8 protein-coding genes are annotated in these 13,897 nt (G+C 66.8%); 3 read left to right on the top strand and 5 right to left on the bottom strand.

Annotation, left to right across the window (positions count from 1 at the left end; translation table 11 throughout):
• Nucleotides 1-93: 93 nt before the first annotated feature.
• From AC4D6D_RS16800 to AC4D6D_RS16810, 3 genes are all read left to right on the top strand, one after another.
• Entirely contained in the window at nt 94-1,020 is a 927-nt protein-coding gene (locus AC4D6D_RS16800; protein WP_491328210.1) for a LysR family transcriptional regulator, read from the top strand.
• A 119-nt stretch (nt 1,021-1,139) separates the two neighbouring features.
• Nucleotides 1,140-1,973, top strand: a complete 834-nt coding sequence (locus tag AC4D6D_RS16805) for a hypothetical protein (RefSeq protein ID WP_491328211.1) — start codon at nt 1,140-1,142, stop codon at nt 1,971-1,973.
• On the top strand, nt 1,973-2,722 hold the full coding sequence (locus AC4D6D_RS16810; RefSeq protein ID WP_491328212.1) for a class I SAM-dependent methyltransferase: 750 nt from the start codon (nt 1,973-1,975) through the stop codon (nt 2,720-2,722). Before AC4D6D_RS16805 ends, AC4D6D_RS16810 begins: the two co-directional genes overlap by 1 nt.
• Nucleotides 2,723-2,746: 24 nt before the next feature.
• On the opposite strand, the gene AC4D6D_RS16815 is transcribed toward AC4D6D_RS16810, so the two are convergent.
• From AC4D6D_RS16815 to AC4D6D_RS16835, 5 genes are read right to left on the bottom strand one after another with little or no spacing between them, the layout of a single operon-like run.
• On the bottom strand, nt 2,747-4,678 hold the full coding sequence (locus AC4D6D_RS16815; protein ID WP_491328213.1) for an alpha-L-fucosidase: 1,932 nt from the start codon (nt 4,676-4,678) through the stop codon (nt 2,747-2,749).
• A gap of 24 nt (nt 4,679-4,702) precedes the next feature.
• Complete coding sequence (locus tag AC4D6D_RS16820; protein ID WP_491328214.1) at nt 4,703-6,160, bottom strand: glycoside hydrolase family 125 protein; 1,458 nt, start codon at nt 6,158-6,160, stop codon at nt 4,703-4,705.
• Nucleotides 6,160-8,742 carry a glycoside hydrolase family 3 C-terminal domain-containing protein gene (locus AC4D6D_RS16825; RefSeq protein WP_491328215.1) on the bottom strand — a complete coding sequence of 861 codons (2,583 nt, stop codon included), beginning with the start codon at nt 8,740-8,742 and terminating at the stop codon, nt 6,160-6,162. Before AC4D6D_RS16825 ends, AC4D6D_RS16820 begins: the two co-directional genes overlap by 1 nt.
• On the bottom strand, nt 8,742-11,321 hold the full coding sequence (locus tag AC4D6D_RS16830; RefSeq protein WP_491328753.1) for a beta-mannosidase: 2,580 nt from the start codon (nt 11,319-11,321) through the stop codon (nt 8,742-8,744). Before AC4D6D_RS16830 ends, AC4D6D_RS16825 begins: the two co-directional genes overlap by 1 nt.
• A gap of 17 nt (nt 11,322-11,338) precedes the next feature.
• On the bottom strand, nt 11,339-13,735 hold the full coding sequence (locus AC4D6D_RS16835) for a beta-N-acetylhexosaminidase (protein WP_491328216.1): 2,397 nt from the start codon (nt 13,733-13,735) through the stop codon (nt 11,339-11,341).
• Between the last annotated feature and the right edge of the window lie 162 nt (nt 13,736-13,897).

Here is a 13,897-nt window from a genome sequence, read left to right on the forward strand (position 1 = left end):
AGGCCGCCGCGCCCTCTGGACTTGAAGATGCCGTGCAGGCATCGTTCGGACTAGCCGGCTTATTCTGAACCTTGATGACGGGATATCCGAACGATGATCAAACTCGACGGCATCGCCGCTTTCCTCGCGACGACGGAAGCCGGATCGATCAGTGCGGCCTCGCGTCGGCTCGATCTGGCCAAATCGGTGGTGAGCGAGCGTCTGGCCGAACTGGAGCGCGCGCTGGGCGCCACCCTGATCCAGCGCTCGACCCGCAAGCTGTCATTGACGAACAGCGGGCAAACGTTCCTGCCGCGCGCGCAGCGCATCCTGCGCGAGACGGAAGAAGCCGCAGCCGAACTCGGGGCGCAGAGTGGCAAACTGGCAGGGCCGCTGCGCCTTTCCGCCCCGGTCGGCTTCGGCATCCTGCACTTCGGCCCTGCCCTGGCGACGTTCCTTCGCGATTATCCTGAGATCGAGGTCTCGCTCGAACTGGACGACAGCTTCGTCGATGCCGCGACCGGCGGGTTCGACGCCGTGCTGCGCCACGGGGCGATCGGCGACGGCCGCCTGATCGCACGCCGTCTCGCCACGAGCCGCCGCGTCCTTGTCGCCGCGCCGGACTATCTGGCTCAGGCGGGCACGCCCGCCTCGCTTGCGCAGCTGGAGGGACACAAGGGCATCCTCTACGCCAACCGCACCGGCGACTGGCGCTTCGCCACGCCGACCGGCTGGTCGGTGATTCGCCCCCAGTCGGCACTCCGGGTCAACAACGGCCTGGTGATGCGCGATGCCGTGGTGGCAGGCCTGGGTATCGCCCTGCTGCCCAGCTTCTTCGTCCACGAGGCGCTTGCCGAGGGATCGCTGGTCGAAATCGACATCGGATTGCAGGCGGAAGGGGCCGAACTTTTCCTCGCCTATCCGCGGGATCACGGCGCCGCCGCCAAGATCCGCGCCCTGGCCGAAAGCCTGCGCAGGAGCTTCGGCAATCCGCCTTACTGGGAGCGCGAAAGCACTCGCCGCGCTACCCCTTCCGGGTAGATTGACCGCGATTTTTTATTCTCTACCTTTTTGGTTGAAAAGGCGGTGCTTGCGGAAGCGCGCCGGTCACGATGCCCCGGCGAAGCCATGGGCATCCCTCCAGGATCAAGGATGCGAGAGTGAAACGCTCGTCCATTCCCCATGCCGAAACGCCACAGGCGAAGGCTCCGGCATTTCCCGGATCCGAGCGGCAGATCGAATTCGTCGGACCTCCCGGCGTCGGAAAATCCGCCATCTATCACGCCGTCCAGACGCGGCTGGAACGCCGGCACAGCTACCGTACCGTACAGGAGGGCAGGCTTCTGGCGGCCATGGCGAACCTGGACCGGGTAAGTCCGCTGCGCCGGATCTCCTATCGCTCGGCCTTCCGGCTGCCCCGGATCGGTGAGGTCTATGCCCGCCGACTGGCCGTGACCTCCACGGAGGACTCGTTCCGGCATACCCTGCGTGGCCAGGCGGACTTTCTGGAATGCTGCATCGAACTGGCGAGAACGGGCGTCGGCGATGCCTTCGCCCGGTTCGCGCGCCTGCCGATCATGCTGGAACACTTGCGCGACCTGCACCTCTGGAACCGCCTTCCCGGTGCCGTGCAGATCCTCCAGCAGGACGCTCTCGTCCAGAAAGGATGGACTTGCGCCCGCCAGTTGCGGGAAGCCTATTTCTCTTCCGTTCCAAAGCCCGGCGCCGTCGTCGTGGTGACGGCGCGCCCCGAAGTGATCGTCGAGCGTCTGCGCGGGCGGGAGCGCAATATCAATGCCCACATCGATCTCACACCAAGCGAACTTCATGCCGCCACGACGAGCGCCGCCGAAGCCTTCCAGCTTGCCGCCGAACTGCTGGGCGCCCGCGGAGTGCCCGTGCTCCAAGTCGATGGCGAAGCCGATCTGCCGGAAGCGGCGGAGCAAGTTGCGGCATTTTTGCGGAACAGGGTTCTTCAGCAGGAGAGCAAGTGATGGATTTCCAGGCTTTGAGCACCGCCTATACCGGCGCGGCAGCAAAAGGTTACGATGCACGGCGCGCGCCCACCACGAAATGGCTGGGCGAAGACAGCGCCGTCGGCGAACTCCTGCGGGTCATTCCTCCCGGCGCCACCGTGCTGGACATGCCGGTTGGAACAGGACGATTTCTCAAGTTCTACCACAAGCGCGGCATCAAGGTCGTGGGCCGCGACATTTCACCCGACATGCTGAAAGCCGCGCGCGAGAAGCTGGACGAAGTCGACGAACTGGAAGAACTGCGCGGAAACGGAGAAACGGGCTGGACCGACTGTTCCCTCCAACTCGGCGACATCCGCGCCATCCCGGACGGCGACGACACTTACGACTGCGCACTCAGCAGCCGCTTCCTCAACTGGGTGGATGCACGCGGGCTTGAGGACGTTCTCGGGGAACTGCGCCGGGTCTCGAACCGCTACCTGATCGTGGGAATTCGTCACAAGGTTCCCACGGCGGAACTGCTGCTCAAGGGACCCGACGGCCTGCGCCGCTTCGCGACGAGACATCTGCTCGGTTTCAGGCGGTCAGCAAGACGATTGCTGCGCCATCCGCTCGGCCAAGCGCCCCACACCATCCAGCACGAGAGAGATACGGTCCAGCGCATCTTCCGCAAGCTCGGGCTGCGGATCGACGTCAGGATACTCGTCGAACACGGGCGCGACGGCACGGACTACTACTTCTACCGCCTGATAAAGGACGCGCCCTGACTATTCCAGGGCGCGTCCCGGCACTCACCGGGCGACGAAACCGCCAATTCCGGCAACCGCAAGATTACCTGCCGGAAGCGCCGTTTCCGCGAACGTCAGGCGAAGGTAACGCGTCGTCACCGGCTTGGCGAAAGCGATCCGCTGGGTGGCAAGGGCATAGGCGATATTGCCGAACTCGCCCGTTGCCGCGCGCGTCCAGGTCTTGCCGTCGAGGCTGGTCTCCGCGACATAGCCCTTGGGCGGCGCGGAATCGGCCATGACCTGCCGCGAAGGCGTCAGCGTGAAACCGGCGAGCGCAGTGCGCGCACCGAGATCGACCGTCACGCGCGCTGGCTTGCCCGGTTGGGGCGCGGGCTGCTTCCAGATGGTCGCCGCATCGTTGTCCAGCAGGCGTTCCGCGCCCGGTGCGCTGGCTGCGACGATCGACCATTTCGTGGTGTCGAGCACGGTCGGGTCAGTCGAGACGATCGCCGGGACATCGACGGGTGCGACGCTGGCGAAGAGCGCGAACTCGGAGATCGCCGGAGCCGCGCTGCCTTCGAGCACGACCAGCCGCACCCGGCGCGGCGCGATTGGCTGCGGCAGGCGGATGATGCGCTGGGCGCTGATGCACTCTTTCTCGGCCAGACGCTGCCACTGACCGTCGATTTCCGCCTCGACCGCGAAGCGGGTCACGCGGATGCCGAGCGGCAGGTATTCGCGCAGGCGCACGACATCGAAGCGCGTGCCCGGCGCAAGGTCGAGCGTCAGCGTCGGGGTGAGCACGGCGTCGGGCGTGGACCAGTAGGTCTCGCGCTGGCCATCCAGCACGTTGGCGGGCGCGAAGCGGCTCCCGCGCGAGGCGCTGGCATGGGCGACGCTGCCCTGCGCGAGGTCCTTCGCAAAGGTCGCGCGGATCGCATCGCCGAACGATTTCAGGATCTTCACGTCCTGGTCGGCGATCCGGCCGCGCCGGTCGGGCGGCAGGTTCAGATTGAGGTTCGTGCCCCGGCCCACGGATTCGTCGTAGAGGCGGATCAGGCGCGCCGGGCTCTTGACCTTGGAGTCCTCGTCGGCGTGATAGAACCAGCCCGGACGGATCGACACGTCGGTTTCCGCCGGCCACCAGATCTCGCCGCCACGCAGACCCGAGTTGCCAACGGCCTGCTCATAGGGGACGTTCGGCATCGTCGGCCAGCAGGGATCGCCTGCCACGCCGTCCTCGTTGCCGACCCAGCGCACATCGGCGCCGAGCGGGTCGAACGTGCAGGCATCGGGCTGGAGTTCGTGGACCAGCTTCACGATCGAGGGCCAGTTGTAATACTTCGGCGCGTCGATCTTGCGCGCCTCGCGCGCGCCGCCGTAGTAGCCGTCACCGCCGTTGGCACCGTCGAACCAGACTTCGAACAGCTTGCCGTAGCGGGTGCAGAGTTCGGTGAGCTGCTTGCGGTAATAGTCGATATAGGCCGGGCGGCCGTACTCCGCGTGGTTGCGATCCCAGGGCGAGAGGTAGAGGCCGAACAGCATGTCCGCCTTGCGGCAGGCTTCCGACATTTCGGCAACGATATCGCCCTTGCCCTGTTTGTAGGGGCTGTTGCGGATCGAGTGCTCGGTAAGCTGGGTCTGCCAAAGGCAGAAGCCGTCATGGTGCTTGGCTGTCAGGATGACGCCGCGCATCCCCGCGACTTTCGCCGCCGCGACGATCTGGTCGGCGTTGAAGTCGGTCGGGTTGAACCACTTGGGGTCCTCGTCGCCGTAGCCCCATTCCTTGTCGGTGAACGTGTTCATCGCAAAGTGCACGAAGGCGTACATCTCGTGAGCGTGCCAGTTCCACTGCCGCGCCGAGGGAACGGCGCCCGAGGGCAGCGGCGCGGCGGCTTCACCGGCAGCGCGGCGCGCGGCCTGCGCGGCATCGGCGCCAAGCGCAGTCGCCGCGACGGCGGAAGTGGCGAGGAAGCGGCGGCGGGAGAAGTCCATCGATGAGTCCTTGATACGCGCGCGTCAGAGCGGCGCGGAAAGCAGTTCGGGCCGGGTATCGGCCAGCTTGACCAGAAGTTCGCCGAAGAGGCCGTTGGCCCAGGCGAACCAGTCGCGCGTGAATTTCGACGGGTCGTTGCTGTCCACCGCCTCGTGGATGAAGCCGGTGCCCGCATCGGTATCGCGCAGCATGCGCAGCATCGGGCGGATCACCTGCGGGTCGCTGCTCGACAGAGCGCGCACGATCAGGCTCATTGGCCAGACCTGCCCAAGCCCGACATGCGGCCCACCGATACCCTCGATCTTCGAGCCCCAGAAGAAGTAGGGGTTCGCTTCCGACCAGCAGGCATCCGCCGTGGCTTTCCAGAGCGGATCGGTCGTACTCACGCATTCGAGGAAGGCGAGGCCCAGCAGCGAGGGGACGTTGGCGTCGTCCATGAACATCGCGTTGCCGAAGCCGTCCACTTCGTAAGCCCAGACCCGGCGCCCGTCCGGCAGCAGCATCGTACCCCATTGGCGCAGCGCCGCTTCCACTTCGTCCGCCAGAGCGCGGGCATCGGCGGCAAGCGCCGTGTCGCCCCGCGCCTGCTCGGCCACGGTGGCCATCTCGCGCAGTGATGTCACCGCGAAGAGGTTGGCCGGGATCAGGAACGGATAAGTACAGGAATCGTCGGAGGGGCGGAAACCGCAATGGATCAGCCCGACCGAACGGCTCGGTGCGCCCCAGCCGTCAAGCTGCATGGTCTCGGTCGGCCGGTTGCTGGTGCGCAGGAACCGATAGGGTCCGGGCGAGCCCTTGCGCTGCTGCTCGCGCAAAGTGCGCACGCAGGCGCGCGAGGCCTCGGCCCAGGTCTGGTCGAAGGGCAGCTTGTCCCGCGTCTGGCGCCAGTAGCGGAAGCCGAGCCGCATCGCATAGCAAAGCGAGTCGATCTCCCATTTGCGCTCGGCGACGCCGGGCTTCATCTCGGTCTGGTCCTTCAGCGCCCAGGACAGATTAGTCTTCGCAGACGGATCGCGCATGAAGGCGTTGGCATAAGGATCGATCAGGATCGAGCGCGACTGGCGGGCGATCAGCCCCCGGAACAGCGCCGTCAGCGCCGGGTCGTTGTTCACCAGATGGAGGTAGGGCAAGACCTGCGCCGTGCTGTCGCGCAGCCAGAGGCAGGGGATGTCGCCGGTGATGACGAAAGCGTCCGGGCGGCCGTCCACGCTGTCCATGTAGACCGTGGTGTCGAGCGTGTTGGGATAGCAGCCCACGAACATCGCGCGCAGCTTGGGATCGGCGATCTTGCGCGATACGCGGTCGATCTCCGCCTCCACCGCGCGGCTGACGTAGCGGCGTTCCGAGACCGGCGGGCGGCCTCCGCCTTGCGGCATGGGGATGGTCGCGGCGCGGGCCGTGGCCGGAAGGGCGAGCGCGCCAGCACCCGCCAGCGCACCGGCCAGCGTGCTGCGGCGGTCGAGGTTCATCGTGTCATTCATCACTTCGGCAGCTCCTGTGCCTGTCCGGTCAGGGTGAACGAGACCCATGCGCCCGCGCCGTCACCCGGCTGTCCGCCGCCGATCCACACTTTGTAGTCGCCCGGAACGACCTTGCGCGTGCCCCGGCGGTCCACGACCGAGAGGCTGCGCGGATCGAGGGTCAGCGTGACGTCCCGCGACTTGCCCGCCGCGAGCGGAACGCGCGTGAAGGCGGCAAGCTGGCGCTGCAACACGCCCTGCGTCATGATCGGGCGCTGCTCGATCACCGGCGGCACGACATAAGCCTGCACCACTTCCTCGCCCGCCATGCTGCCGAGATTGCGCAAGGTGGCCGTGACCGTGACCGGCTGCCCGAGAGCGGGTGCGGAGACCTTGGCGCCTTCGTAGCCGTAAGTCGTATAGCTCAGGCCATGGCCGAAGCCCCAGAGCGGCTTGCCGGTGAAGTAGCGATAGGTCCGCTCCTTCATCGAATAGTCGACGAAGGCAGGCAGATCGCTGGTGGACTTGTAGAAGGTCACCGGCAGACGGCCCGAGGGGTTGTTGGTCCCGGCCAGCGTCTCGGCAATGGCGGTGCCGCCCGCCTCGCCCGGATACCATGCGGTCATCACGGCATCGGCCATCGCAGGATCGATCGAGACCGCGCTGCCGTTGGTGAGCACGACGATCACCGGCTTGCCGGTGGCATGGAGCGCCGCCAGCAGCTCTGCCTGCGGCTCGGGCAGCGCGATATCGCTGCGGTCGCCGCCGACGAAGCCCGGCACCTGTACCTGAAGCGCCTCGCCTTCGAGATCGGGTGAGAGGCCGAGCACGGCGACGATGGCGTCCGCCTGCGAAGCGGCCTTCACCGCCTCGGCGCGCTGAGCCTCGGCGGGCGGCAGCCACATGAGGCGCAGGCCTTCGTCCTCGCCGTAATGGTCGAGTTCGAGGCTGATCGGCTGGGGCGAGCCGTCGGATGCGATGTCGAATTCGACCCGCTGCTTGCCGAGCACGCCGCTGTGCAGTTCCTTGCCGCCGATGCTCAGGCGCACGTCGTCGTGGCGCGTGCAGTCCTTCCAGCAGGCCGGAATGTCGAGCGCGAGGCGATAAGTGCCCGCCCCCGGCGGCACCAGCGAGCCGCTCCAGCGCACCTTGAAGCCCTTGGCGTCGAGGCCCTTTGGAGCGGTGCGGGTGAGGTTGAAGTCCACGCGGCGATCCTGCCGCACGAACACGCGCTTGCCCGACATGTCGAGATATTCGGCGCGCAGGCCCGGCTTGCCGTCCGCAACCAGCGCGGTTTCCGGCACGACGACGGGCGCGCCCTCGGCCAGCACCGAGCCTTGCGCATAAGCGACGTTCGCCGCGCCGAACTGGCGGCGGATGCCTTCCAGCGGCGTCACCGGATCAGCGGCGGTGCCGTGGTAGTTGGCCTCGATCACCGACAGGTCGTCGGCATTGGTGCCGATCACCGCGAGGCGGGTTCCGGCCTTCAGCGGCAGGCGGCCGTTCTCGTTCTGAAGCAGGACCACCGACTTGCGCGCGGCTTCCAGCGCGAGAGCGCGATGCGCGGGGGTATTGACCTCGCTCGGCTTGATCTTCGCCCACGGGTTGCTCGCACCGAACGCGATACCGAGCTTGTAGCGAGCCTCCAGCGACCGGGCGAGCGCGCGGTCCACCTCGGCTTCGGTGAGCAGTCCGCGCGCCACCGACTGGGTGAGCGCGGCATAGGTCGTGCCGCAGTCGAAGTCGGTGCCCGCCTTGATCGCCGCAGCCGAAGCCTCGGCGGCGTCGTAGCGGTAATTGTGGAACATCCAGATGTTCGCCACCGCATCGCAGTCCGACACGACGAAGCCCTTGAAGCCCCAGTCGCCGCGCAAGGTATCGTTGAGTAGCGCGCTATCGGCGCAAACCGGCACGCCATGCGTCGAGTTGTAGGCGCACATCAGCGAGAGCGGCTTCGCCTCGGTCACGGCCTTGCGGAAAGCGGGCAGATACGTCGCCTCGCGGTCCTGCGGGCTGACGTCCACGTCGAAACTGTCGCGCCCGGCCTCCGGACCGGAATGGACAGCGAGGTGCTTGGGCGTCGCGATCACGCGGGGGTGCAACGGATCGGGGCCTTGCAGCCCCTTGATGAAGCCGACCGCCAGCGAGCCGGTGAGGAACGGGTCCTCGCCGTAAGTCTCCTGCCCCCGCCCCCAGCGCGGGTCACGGAAGATGTTGATGTTGGGCGACCAGATCGTCAGGCCCTCGTAGATGCGCCGGTCGGCACCTACGGGCTTGGCGTTGAACTTGGCGCGCGCCTCGGTCGAGACGACGGTGCCGACCTTTTCCATCAGCGCCGGGTCGAAAGTCGCGGCAAGGCCGACCGCCTGCGGGAACACCGTGGCGACGCCATTACGGGCGAGGCCGTGAAGGCCCTCGTTCCACCAGTCGTAGGCGGGCAGGCCCATGGCCTTGGCGGCAGGCGCGGTACTCTGGAGCTGGTCGGCTTTCTCGGCCAGATCGGCCTTGGCAATGGCGGCGATCACGGCAGGGTCAGCCTCTTGTGCCGCGACCGGCGGCGCCGCCAGAACCATGCCGAGGGTGATCGGGAACAGGGCCTTCATCACTTTTCTCCCGCCAGAGTACGCAGCACCAGCGCCTTGCGCAGCGCCGCCGCATCGGCCTTCGAGGTGATCTCGATGCGCACGCTCTCCCCCGGCAACAGGTCGAAGCCGTTGTCAGAGGCCTGCGCATCCACCGCGCCGAAATCAAGCATGACCGCGCGGGCCAGCGCCTTGGCGGTGATCGTCACTGCCTTGCCGTCCCACGTCGCCGAAAGGCCGGGTGCGGGATAGGCCATGGCCTTGGGCAAGGCGCGCTCGACGATCTGGCGCGAGACGGTCTTGCCGCCGATCAACAGTTCCGCCACCGCGTAGCTCGCCTCAGCCGGAACACTTGCGAAGACTTGCGCGTCCGACACATCGGGAACGGTAGTCGCCGTCGTCGGAGCGAGCGTCACCGCCCCGCCCGCTTCGCCCAGCTTGCTGCCGTCCATGGCATAGCCGGTCAGACGCCATTCGGCTGCGACCGGGCTCGTCGCGTCCGAAGCGAAGGTGACCTTGGTCGCAGCGTCCTTATGCTCGGCCACCACCGCCTGCGGGGCGAAGAACCGCCGCGCGGCGTAGTGCAGCAGCTTCCAGCGGCCGTCGTAATCGATGCTCGCCCACGAAATCGAAGGCCAGACATCGTTGAGCTGCCAGTAAAGCGAACCCAGCGTCACCGGCGCACAGACGCGGTGATGGCGCGCGGCCATATCGATCGCCTGCGCCTGGTTTACCTGCGTAAGATAGACGAAGTCCGCCAAGTCCTTCGCCGGGCGCAGCCTTGCGTCGAGGTAGAACTTCAGGCGTTCGTTGCCCTCGCCCGCGAGGAACTTCTGGTGCGCCTTCATCACCGGGCTGTCCGGCGCCTGCGCGGCGTCGCCCGCGAAACCGCGGATCGTCGCCATGACCGGCATCGCCTGGAACCCGTACTCCGACATGAAGCGCGGGCAGGACAGCGTGTAGTTCTCGACCGGCTTCGAGCCGGACCAGACGTCCCAGAAGTGGCGGTCGCCTGCGGCATCGGTATCCACCGGACCTTCGTAATCGGTCGAAGGCGAGCCCGGCCAGTACGGTGTCGTCGGCGAATGATCGGTCACCGCCTTGCGCAGCACGCGGTCGAACAGGACTGTCATAGAGATCGCCATGCGCTCGTGTTCGTCGGCGCCGACGGCTTTCTTCCACGCCTTGCGGTCGCTCCAGGTCTCCCAGCCGGAGATCACTTCGTTGCCACCCGCCCAGATCACGATGGAGGGGTGCGAGCCGAGCCGCTCGACCTGCTGCTCGGCCTCGATCCGCACGTTCTCGCGGTAGGCGACGTCGGCAGGCGGCACCGCGCCGCCGAACATGAAGTCCTGCCAGACCATCAGGCCCATGCGGTCCGCCATGTCGTAGAAGCTGTCCGGCAGATAGTAGCCGCCGCCCCAGACGCGGATCATGTTCATGTTCGCCGCGCGGGAATCCTCCAACAGCGACTGCATCTTCGCGTCGGTGACGCGCGAGGGGAACATGTCGAAGGGAATGAGGTTCGCGCCCTTGGCGAAGACCGTCACGCCGTTGACGCGGAAGCCGAAAGCGCCGCCCCCGCGCACGAGTTCGACCTCGCGCAGACCGATATTACGGGCCGCCTTGGCTCCGGCACCGGCGCCGGAAGCGATCTCGCCCGAGACTTTGTAGAGCGGCTGATCGCCATAGCCGACCGGCCACCAGCGCTTCGGCGCGGCGACCGTCAGCGGCACGGTGACGACGCTCTCGCCCGCATCGAACGAGGCCTCGCGCGAGACCGGGGCGAGCGCCTGCCCGTCCGGTCCGGTCACGCGCGCGGTGAAATGCGCCTTGCCCGGCTTGTCGGCCACGACGCGGAATTTCGCGACCAGCCGCGCCTCGTCCTTGCCGAGCGCTTCCTGCACGACCTCGAAGGCTCCGAGCCGCGCCTCGTCCCAGGCTTCCAGACGCACCGGCCCGGAAATGCCCTGGTTGACGATGCGCGGACCCCAGTCCCAGCCGTAATGGTACTTGGCCTTGCGGATATAGGCGGAAGTCTGCTTGCCTTTCGGCTCATCCCCGAAGGCGGAATCGTACTCGCCCGGCAGCGGATGCGCCTCGGCCAGCACCATCGGCTGCAAGGTGCGGATCGGCGAGGCGAAGCGCACGAGAATCTCGTTGCGGCCCTGCTTCAGGAATTCCTTGGCAGCGACGCGCCACTGCCGGTGACCGTTGTCGGCCTTGAGCACCTGCTTGCCGTTGATGAAGACCGTCGCGAAGGTATCCAGCCCGTCGAACACGAGGTCGAGATGCTCGCGGCCCATGGCCTCGGCGCTCACGTCCAGCGTGCGGCGCAGTTCCCAGTCGGTCAGGCCCGCCCACTGGATCGCGGCCTCGTTGGTGCCGAGGAAAGGATCGGGCACCTGGCGCGTGGCGATCAGGTCCTGCTGTACCGTGCCCGGCACTTGCGCACGGAACCAGCGGGCCGCCTTGGGGTGAGCCTTGACCGCATCGGCATCGCTCGGCGCGACGCGGACCTGCCAGTCGCCGTCCAGCGACATGACCGACGGCGGCGCAGCCATGACCGCACCGGAAACGCTCGCGAGCCAGAGCGCCATAACCTTAGTTGCGAATTTCACTTCGCCTTCTCCCCGTAAACGACTTTTTCAACCGCGTAGAATGGATCGGACAGCGGCGATGTGAATTGGAAGCAGACATCCGTCTCATCCCCGAGTTCGGGACGATCGGGCAGGGCTGCGGTAAAGGTGAACTGCTGCGGCGCTACTTTCGGATCGGGCAGCGGGAACGTGGCGAGCACGGTCGCACCCGGCATGGGTGCGTGCTCCTTCTGCTTGCGATCGGCGCTCTTTTCCGCCGCGCGGCAGCCTGCGCTGATGACGAGTTCGCCATGCGGGGTCACGGCATAGTGCCCGATCACCGCCGATTCCTCATGCGCGAGGCCCCAGTTGCGCGGCAGGCGCGCGACCGAGACGGTGATCTTCTTCGCATGGGCCAGCGGCGCATGGTCGTCAGCCTGGCAGGTGTCGAAGATATTGACGTTGTAGGCCGGGCCGTTGCTCGTCGCATCGGCGTTCAGCGGGATGCGCAGACCCTGCGCGCCGCGCGGGCAGGCGGTGAGCGTCGATGCGGTCGACGTCAGCAGCGTCTCGCGCGCGGTATCGTAGCGGCGCGGCGCGGAAAGGGGCGAACCGTCCGGCGCGAAGCTGGCGGCAGTGACGACCGTGCCCGGCTTCACGACAAGCGCCTTGGCATATGCGGGAGACTTCGCGCCCGGCGCCTTGCCGTCCAGCGTGTAGCGGATCGTGCCGTAAGGCGCCTGCGTCGCCAAAGTCACGCCGAGGCGCTTCGCATCGAGCGCCGCGCCGCGCGTCTGGGCGGGGGTGAAGGCCACGGCGAAAGCGCTGTCGGACACTTCGAAACCGTCCTGCTTCCAGCGACGGATCTGCGGCGTCAGGCGCGCGAGGAAGCCCGCATAGTCCTTCGTGCCCGCGACTGCCGGCGACCAGGCGGTCTCGGCCAGGGCGCCGACGCGCGGGAACAGCTTGTGCTGCAACTGCCAGGGCGTGACGATGTACTCGCTCCAGGCATTGCCCTGCACGCCCATGACATGTTTCGCCTTGGCCGCGTCGATCCCCTTGGGCATCGGATCGTAGCGATAGACCGTCTCCATCGACTGGATCGAGATGCGCCCCGGCGCCTCGTCCGGCAGGCTCGATTCCAGATTGTCGAGATAGAGCGTCGGCGCGGGCGAGAGCACCACGTCGTGCCCGGCATTGGCCGCATCGACCGCGCCCCGCTCGCCGCGCCAGCTCATCACCGAGGCCGAGGCGGGCAGGCCGCCTTCGAGGATCTCGTCCCAGCCGATCAGGCGGCGGCCATGCTGCGCGAGATATTCGCCGAAGCGGTCGATCATCCAGCTCTGCATCGCGTTCTCGCTCTTGATGCCGAGCTTGCGCATCTGCGACTGGACTTCGGGCGAGCGTTCCCACTGGTCCTTCACCGCCTCGTCGCCGCCGAGATGGATGTACTGCGAGGGGAACACTTCCATCACCTCGTCCAAAACATTGCGCACGAACGTCATGCCCGCCTCGTTGGGATTGAACAGCCAGGGGAAGATGCCCCAACCGTTCGACACTTCGGGGCGAGCCCCCGGCACCCCGAGTTCGGGATAGGCGGCGACGAGCGCCTGTGCATGGCCCGGCAGGTCGATCTCCGGCACGACGGTAATGCCGCGTGCAGCGGCATAGGCGACGAGCGCTTTCAGCTGCTCCTGCGTGTAGAAGCCGCCGTTGCGCGCACCGGGACCATGGCCCGTGTCGGGGGCGTTGCGCCAGGCGCCGATGCGGGTGAGCTCGGGGTAGCGCTTGACCTCGAAACGCCAGCCCTGATCGTCGGAAAGGTGGAAGTGCAGAGTGTTGAGCTTCACCTCGACCATGCGATCGACGATGGCATAGACGGATTCGATCGGCTGGAAGTGGCGGCAGGGATCGACCATCACCCCGCGCCAGGCGAAGCGCGGCGAATCCTGGATGGTGAGCACCGGGACCGAAACCTGCCTGACCGCCGTTCCGGGTTCGGTCGTCAGCAACTGCATCAGCGTCATCGCGCCGTAGAGGAAGCCGGACTTGCCCGAAGCGGCAATGACCGCGCCAGTCGGCGTCACCGTCAGCCGATAGGCCTCGGCACCCGAGATCCCCGGATCGCGCTCGAAGCGGATCGGCGCCGTGTTCGCCGAAGTGGTCGAAAGCACGAAACCGTTCGCGCGCTTCGCATGATCGACAAGAAGTTTTGCCGCCTCGGCGGCATCCGCGTCGCCGGGGGGGACCGCGACCGCCGATCCCGCAGCGACCAGCAGCTTGCCGCTACCCTGCTCCACCGAAGCGGGCCAGGGCGTCAGTGGAAGAGACGATTGCGCCTGCGCGGGCGCCGAGAAAGCCAGCCCGGCAAGGATCGAAGCGGTCGCCATGGCCCCTGCCCGAAACGCCTGCTGTTCCTTGGTTCTGGTGCCCATCGCTGCCCCTCATTGTCTTGTGCCTTGAGCGGATATGTAACCAAAATATATCCTTTCCCGCAATAGGTCTTATTCCTTTCCTGCAAATTGAGGTTGAATTGCGACCATTTGCTGCGATTGTCAGCCTGACAGGACCAATGTAAAGCCATTCGCAAAGAATGG

Source organism: Novosphingobium sp. BF6 (assembly GCF_058273105.1).

Bases quoted from the DNA above. Each gene is read 5' to 3' on its own strand.
- AC4D6D_RS16810 (WP_491328212.1), top strand. From the start codon at position 1,973: ATGGATTTCCAGGCTTTGAGCACCGCCTATACCGGCGCGGCAGCAAAA.
- AC4D6D_RS16800 (WP_491328210.1), top strand. From the start codon at position 94: ATGATCAAACTCGACGGCATCGCCGCTTTCCTCGCGACGACGGAAGCC.
- AC4D6D_RS16835 (WP_491328216.1), bottom strand. From the start codon at position 13,735: ATGGGCACCAGAACCAAGGAACAGCAGGCGTTTCGGGCAGGGGCCATG.
- AC4D6D_RS16820 (WP_491328214.1), bottom strand. From the start codon at position 6,160: ATGAATGACACGATGAACCTCGACCGCCGCAGCACGCTGGCCGGTGCG.
- AC4D6D_RS16830 (WP_491328753.1), bottom strand. From the start codon at position 11,321: ATGGCGCTCTGGCTCGCGAGCGTTTCCGGTGCGGTCATGGCTGCGCCG.
- AC4D6D_RS16825 (WP_491328215.1), bottom strand. From the start codon at position 8,742: ATGAAGGCCCTGTTCCCGATCACCCTCGGCATGGTTCTGGCGGCGCCG.
- AC4D6D_RS16815 (WP_491328213.1), bottom strand. From the start codon at position 4,678: ATGGACTTCTCCCGCCGCCGCTTCCTCGCCACTTCCGCCGTCGCGGCG.